The sequence below is a fragment of the Flavobacterium bomense genome (assembly GCF_003970355.1).
The window spans coordinates 1-6,192 of sequence record NZ_RYDJ01000028.1; the positions used below are offsets into that span (position 1 = coordinate 1).

The following is a 6,192-nucleotide window of genomic DNA, read 5'->3' on the forward strand; positions in this document are numbered from 1 at the left end:
ACAACTGTCTCGATAGCAAATATTATATACGCGAAAAATACGACCTTAAATTAATGATGGACAGTGTTTATTTTCAAGCAGATCATCGCTTCACTACCTCCCATGACTATAAATTGGCTCGAATACTAGCCAACGATGAGATTAAAGTTTTTCTGGAAGAGCAAATCCAAAAATTAGGCAGTAAAACAATCCAATCACCTTCTCAACTCTCTAAAAGTCTAAAATGGACAGGGTCAAAAGTAGATCTTATAGAATTGATTTATGCACTGCATTCAGAAGGCGTTTTTAATAATGGAGCCACAGGGCTCAAAGAAGTCATAACCTTTTTCGAGTCTTCTTTAGAAATCGAATTGGGCCAATTCAACAGGGTTTTTCTGGAAATTCGCAACAGGAAATCCGATAGGACAAAATTTATGAATACACTCAAAAACAAACTAATAATCCGCATGGATGATGCAGATGAAAATTAAAAAAAAAGCTGCTCACACTAAAATGAGCAGCCTTCTAGCTTTGATTGTAATAACTCCTATCTTAAACATGGATTCAACTACTCGTTGCTCCTTGTAGTTCCTGTAAAATGGGTGATAAGCTTTTTCCAGTCTGGATCAACGGTTTCATCTGCCTGCATTGTAACTGTATTAGTCGATAAACTTTCCGTAGCGAGCACTGTATCCCCCTTCTTGGTAGTATAATAAGGATTTTCGTTCTTCATATCTGACTTGCCTACAGTATCGCCCGCTACAAGAGGACTATCGGTTGTACAGGAAGCAAGTGCAAAAAGGACGGCCAAACAAATTAATGTACTAAAACCTGAATAAAATTTTTTCATTTTTGATAATGTTTTTAAATGTTACTGATTACTTTTTAATCAGTTCATTTCTCCCGGGATAATCTGAACAATTTTGATGGTGGTTTTGCTCATAACAAAACCGTTTGAATTCAGGGCAAAACTAATGGCACTTTTCCTCACCGGCAAGCCAATAGCTGTTCAATTCGGGAATCTATGATATGCAATTCCCGAATTGAACACACTACATTTTACTCTAAAATCCAAATAAACAGTAAGTTAAACTCAAGGAAACGAAAGAATCCTTTATCAGGGTAATTCTTGTAATCAATTACATTATTTTAGCTACATTTATTTTACAAAATACAGTCTCAAAGACATTAATCTTATGTTTTTTAATCACTAAGCTCCCCAATCTTTTAGAAATATGACTAAAAAATACTTACTTATAATATGGTTATGTCTGCATTATAATGCTTATGCACAACAAAATAATTTTGTTATCCCGGACAGTCTTTCAACCAAAGACTATGAATATTTTAGTAAAAACATACTTTACGAGGAAAAGGACAGTATCAAAGAAAGTTTGTATGCACAATCATGGTTAGCTAAGGCAAAACGGGAGAAAAATTTCGGACAAATGGCGCAATCCTATAAAGCCCTAATTTATACAAGCGATAAAAAACTACAACTTATATATGCCGATTGTATGTTGACAGCGGCAAAAAAAACAGCTGATTATGCATTAATCGGATCGGGCTACATGACGAAAGGGGTTATCCAATACGATCGTAAAGAACACATGAAGGCACTAGATAGCTACATCATGGCAGACGAATACATTTCGAAGACAAACAACCAATACCAAATTCACAAAGTAAAATATGGCATTGCTCAGATCAAATATTACCTTGGGTTTTACGATGAGGCAATAGCATTATTTAAAGAATGTTTGAGCTATTTCAAGGAAGAAAATAAACGTGCCTATCTGAATACACTTCATTCTTTAGGGCTTTCTTACAACCGCATAGGTAAATATAAGTTATGCAACCAGATGAATCAGCTGGGGCTAAGTGAGGGACAGCGTTTTAAAAGCCTAGAAATGCAGTCGTACTTCATCCATTCCGAAGGCGTAAATCAGTATTTTAAACACAATTATCCTGACGCAATAAAGAAGTTGACGAAGGCACTGCCTGCTTTGAAAGAAACTAAAGATCTAACAAACGAAACGACGGCCTATTTTTACATCGGTAAAAGCTACTGGGCTCTAAAATTGCAGGAAAAGGCATTACCCTACTTAAAAAAGATAGATGAAGCATTCCAAAAACAAAAGTACATACGCCCTGATTTACGGGAAGCTTACGAACTATTAATTCATTATTATCAGCAACAAAACGACAAAGAATTAGAGTTATATTATGTCACAGCCCTTTCAAAAGTAGACCAAGTGCTAATTAAGGATTATAAATACCTTTCAGGGAAAATACACAAAGAATACGACACAAAAAATTTAATTCAAACTCAAAGAAACATTGAACACTACTGGACCATTATAATTACCATAATGACAGTAATCATAGCGGTATTGGTGTACAGACACTATAAAAATAAAAGATTATTTGAAGAATTGATGAATCGCAAACCCGAAACGACCCGATCATTAGTTTCAAACAATACCAGTAAAGAAACCGAACTCGATATCAATCCCGAGGTGATTGCCGCCATTCTTAAAAATCTCGAAAAATTTGAACGCAATAAAAAGTATCTCGAAAAAGACATGACTTTGGCAAAAATGGCTTTATTATTAAACACCAATACGAAATACGTATCAAAAATTATTGCACGTTACCGCGACAAAGGAACCGTTGAATATATCACCTATTTAAAGATTGAACATATTATAAAACTACTCATAAACGAAAACAAATACCGCAATTACAAAAATAAGTCATTAAGTGACGAAGCTGGTTTTGGTTCCACACAAATCTTTACACGAGCGTTCAAAAATCAAACAGGCCTCTCTCCCACCTACTTCATCAATAAATTAAGAAGTCAACAACATTCATAATAACAAGACATCATCTGAAATGTCCTTTATAGTTACCATTCCAAAAATCGTGCTAACGAATTAAGCGTTGGCCGAAGGGAGTGATCCTAGAGTCGAGTTATAGAGCAAAATCCAAATAAACTTCCACTTCTCCTCGCCCTTAAATACAAAGCATAGAAAACAACGAAAAAGTGAAATGGCAGCAGTCCGCGAGTTGAGGACGAAGGACGAACGGCTCGGGCTGCGGAACGGAACTTCGAGGTAGTTTTCAAGCTTTTGATTTTCAGGCTTGATCTTTTGTTTCTTTTGCATCAAGGCAAAAGAAAAGCTCCCCCCTTCAAAGCAAAAATCAGTAATTGCACCATGAATATTTTTTGCTTCTTTAGAAATCAAAGATTCAAGAACTCCAAAAAATTATTAACTCGTAAGTAATCAAGACAAAAGAACAGGTTCCCTTCAAAGAGAAAAATAGCAGTAACACACCAAAACATTCAATTAATCTCTTCTAACCGCCCTTAAATAAAAAGCATAGTAAAACAACGAGGAAGTGAAGTGGCAGCAGTCCGCGAGTTGAGGAAGAAGGACGAACGGCTCGAGCTGCGGAACGGCGCTTCAAGGTAGTTTTCAAGCTTTTGATTTTCAGGCTTAATTTTTTTGTTACTTTTTTCATCAAGGAAAAAAGTAAAAATTTTCTTCAAATAAAAAACCAGTAGTAACATAATCGTACTTCTTATGACCACCCTTATATTTTATTAAAAAAAGTCAATAACCACAGCCACTTCAAAATAAAAAACCATTTTTTCTTTCACAACTTGTGAACCACTTGTGATATAAAAACAACCAATACCACCAATTTTGCACCATAACAATATAAAAACGAAAGTTATGGCAATCGAAATCCTTACCAAAGCAGACCTCTATGAATTCCGTAAATCTCTATTAGAAGATATTACAAAAATACTTAAAGGTACAAACGAGCAACCCAAAAAATGGCTCAAATCCAATGAAGTCCGAAAATTGCTGAATATTTCACCCGGTACTTTACAAAACCTCCGTGTCAATGGCACACTCACCTACACCAAAATCGGTGGTATTATGTATTACGACCAAACAGACATTGAAAAACTTTTAAACGGAAATAAAGTAAATGCCCAGCCTACCCTTTTCAAGTAAAGTCATTACAAGTAACCAAACAATCTGTCTAACCTAGACAAAGGAGGACAAGAGGACTTTATTCGAATTAGAGGAGTAATCTCATTAACTCCTTACAACTTGTGGTTAATCAAACTGAACACTAAAAACTGAACACTGAACACTATCTCATGAACTACATCAAACACCTCACCGGATTTTTCAATAAAATCAATTATGAATCCACCCTAAATCCAACGCACATTTCGCTCTATTTGGCACTTTTCCAATGTTGGAACGTAAACCGATTCAAGAATCCAACAGGCATTTCTCGGGAAGAAATCATGAAAGCCAGCAAGATCCATTCAAAAGCGACATATCATAAATGCATGAAAGAATTAGAACTTTTAGGGTTTATGGTATACAATCCGACATTCAATCCACACTCTTGCTCCAACATCATTATGATCAATTTTTCTGAAAAAGAAAAAACAATTTCAAAAATACCACACTCAACCCATTCAAAAAATGAACCCGTTCACAATTTGACCGAATCAAAAAATGAACAAGTCATTGAACAGGTAAATGAACAGCTCTATATATATAATAAAAAACAAACAGTTAAAAACAATTTAAACAATACAAAAATAGATATAGAAAAAAATTTAATAAATCAACCAGTTCAAAATTTGAATCCTTTAAAAAATCAAAAAGAAAAAAAAGAAAAAAGTTGCGCCAAAAAAGAAAAAGCTGTTGAACTCGATTTATTTTTTGAAAACACAGTGCCATCACTCGAAATGATACTGGAATACTTCTCTTTCAAGGAAAGCTCCCACATAGAAGCCAATAAATTTTTCAATTACTACTCCAGCATCGGTTGGCTCATAGGCGGAAAAACAAAAATGAAAGATTGGAAAGCTGCAGCAAGAAACTGGATGCTCAACACAGCTAAGTTTGCAACAAACACTCCAAAAACCGATTACAACGCCCAACCAAAACCGATGCACCTGCACACGGCAACTCAAAAAAACTATGACGAACCATTGTAAATCAGTCCATGAAACCTTCTTGGTCTACAAAGGTTTCAAAGTGTATAATTTCCAAAAATGTCTCGAATACCTAGAGAACCAAGGAAAAACAACCTATGGAAGTTCGTTTCATATCAGCGAAATGGATTACCCTACCATCTACAAATTGTTGATTTATATGATAAAAGATCAGAATGCAGCCGTGAACCAAAATATAGACTTAACAAAAGGAATTCTATTATCAGGTTCAATTGGTTGCGGAAAAACATCCCTGATGAACTTAGTACGTCCTTTTACCTATCATGCGTCTGAGTACAAAATCAAAACATGTAGGGAAGTCTCGTTTGAATTTGCCAAAAATGGCTTTGAGGCCATCAACTGCTACACGCTAAAGCAAGCCAATCAATCAAAACTAACCGGTTATTGCTTTGACGATTTGGGTGCCGAACAGCAAATAAAGCACTTCGGGAATGATTGTAACGTCATGGCTGAAGTACTAATAAGCCGATACGAACAATTTGTCGAAAACAAATCCGTCACGCACATCACCACCAACCTTTCCGCCTCCGAAATCGAAAACAACTACGGCAACCGACTCCGCTCCAGAATGCGACAAATGTTCAATTTGATAACATTTGATAGTAGAACGAAAGACAAACGATAAAGTCATTGCGAGGAACGAAGCAATCTTATCACTTTGCGTAAAAATTGTATCGAGAAGCAACTTTAAACTTTTCAAACCTTAAACCTTAAACTTTTCTATCATGAAAAAAATCAACACTTTCTGGAACTGGTTCCAAGACAACAATCAAACCATCAAAAACCTCATCAACGAAACCCCTAAAAACCAAAAACACATCAGCTTTTGGATAAACAAAAACCTCGGTTATTATTGCAAGGAAATTGACTTTATGATTGTATATCCGAAAACCGCCAACGGAAAATGCGAGCTAATTTTAACCGCCAACGGCAACCCAGAATACTTTAATCACGTAATTGATTTAGTCGACAATGCACCACAATTGAAAACCTGGAAATTCACCGCATTCATCCAACCAACCGAAAGAATTTACGAAATTATGAATGGTCTTGACGATCCATACATCTTCCATGAGATTACACTAAAAGCCAGCGAACTCACATTTTTACCTGTTGAGTATCATGAATTATCACATAAGTTAGACATTGTAGTTTTTTTA

Annotated in this window: 8 protein-coding genes; 6 read left to right on the top strand and 2 right to left on the bottom strand. The window is 35.5% G+C overall.

Features of this window, described 5'->3' with window-relative positions; all coding sequences use genetic code 11:
• Window positions 1-470, top strand: a 470-nt coding sequence (locus EKL98_RS15070) for an RteC domain-containing protein (RefSeq protein ID WP_199740714.1), incomplete at its 5' end; no start/stop codon positions are given.
• Between the two features lie 77 nt (window positions 471-547).
• Here EKL98_RS15070 and EKL98_RS15075 read toward each other — a convergent pair.
• The gene (locus EKL98_RS15075) at window positions 548-790 is read right to left on the bottom strand and encodes a hypothetical protein (protein WP_126563043.1); all 243 of its coding nucleotides are present in this window, start codon (window positions 788-790) and stop codon (window positions 548-550) included.
• Between the two features lie 424 nt (window positions 791-1,214).
• On the opposite strand from EKL98_RS15075, the gene EKL98_RS15080 reads away from it, so the two are divergent.
• Window positions 1,215-2,855: an AraC family transcriptional regulator gene (locus tag EKL98_RS15080; protein ID WP_126563044.1), complete on the top strand. Its 1,641-nt coding sequence runs from the start codon at window positions 1,215-1,217 to the stop codon at window positions 2,853-2,855.
• A 60-nt stretch (window positions 2,856-2,915) separates the two neighbouring features.
• Here EKL98_RS15080 and EKL98_RS15085 read toward each other — a convergent pair whose 3' ends face one another.
• Window positions 2,916-3,227, bottom strand: a complete 312-nt coding sequence (locus EKL98_RS15085) for a hypothetical protein (RefSeq protein ID WP_126563045.1) — start codon at window positions 3,225-3,227, stop codon at window positions 2,916-2,918.
• Between the two features lie 492 nt (window positions 3,228-3,719).
• Here EKL98_RS15085 and EKL98_RS15090 point away from each other — a divergent pair, with 492 nt between their 5' ends.
• From EKL98_RS15090 to EKL98_RS15105, 4 genes are all read left to right on the top strand, one after another.
• Window positions 3,720-4,007 carry a helix-turn-helix domain-containing protein gene (locus EKL98_RS15090; RefSeq protein ID WP_126563046.1) on the top strand — a complete coding sequence of 96 codons (288 nt, stop codon included), beginning with the start codon at window positions 3,720-3,722 and terminating at the stop codon, window positions 4,005-4,007.
• A gap of 149 nt (window positions 4,008-4,156) precedes the next feature.
• Window positions 4,157-5,014, top strand: a complete 858-nt coding sequence (locus EKL98_RS15095; RefSeq protein WP_126563047.1) for a transcriptional regulator — start codon at window positions 4,157-4,159, stop codon at window positions 5,012-5,014.
• Window positions 4,998-5,657 carry a P-loop NTPase family protein gene (locus EKL98_RS15100; RefSeq protein ID WP_126563048.1) on the top strand — a complete coding sequence of 220 codons (660 nt, stop codon included), beginning with the start codon at window positions 4,998-5,000 and terminating at the stop codon, window positions 5,655-5,657. Before EKL98_RS15095 ends, EKL98_RS15100 begins: the two co-directional genes overlap by 17 nt.
• A gap of 100 nt (window positions 5,658-5,757) precedes the next feature.
• A partial coding sequence (locus EKL98_RS15105) for a hypothetical protein (RefSeq protein WP_126563049.1) occupies window positions 5,758-6,192 on the top strand: 435 nt, incomplete at its 3' end.

What these genes read in the sequence shown, in the direction of transcription:
- EKL98_RS15095 (WP_126563047.1), top strand. Translation starts at nt 4,157, where the DNA reads ATGAACTACATCAAACACCTCACCGGATTTTTCAATAAAATCAATTAT.
- EKL98_RS15100 (WP_126563048.1), top strand. Translation starts at nt 4,998, where the DNA reads ATGACGAACCATTGTAAATCAGTCCATGAAACCTTCTTGGTCTACAAA.
- EKL98_RS15080 (WP_126563044.1), top strand. Translation starts at nt 1,215, where the DNA reads ATGACTAAAAAATACTTACTTATAATATGGTTATGTCTGCATTATAAT.
- EKL98_RS15090 (WP_126563046.1), top strand. Translation starts at nt 3,720, where the DNA reads ATGGCAATCGAAATCCTTACCAAAGCAGACCTCTATGAATTCCGTAAA.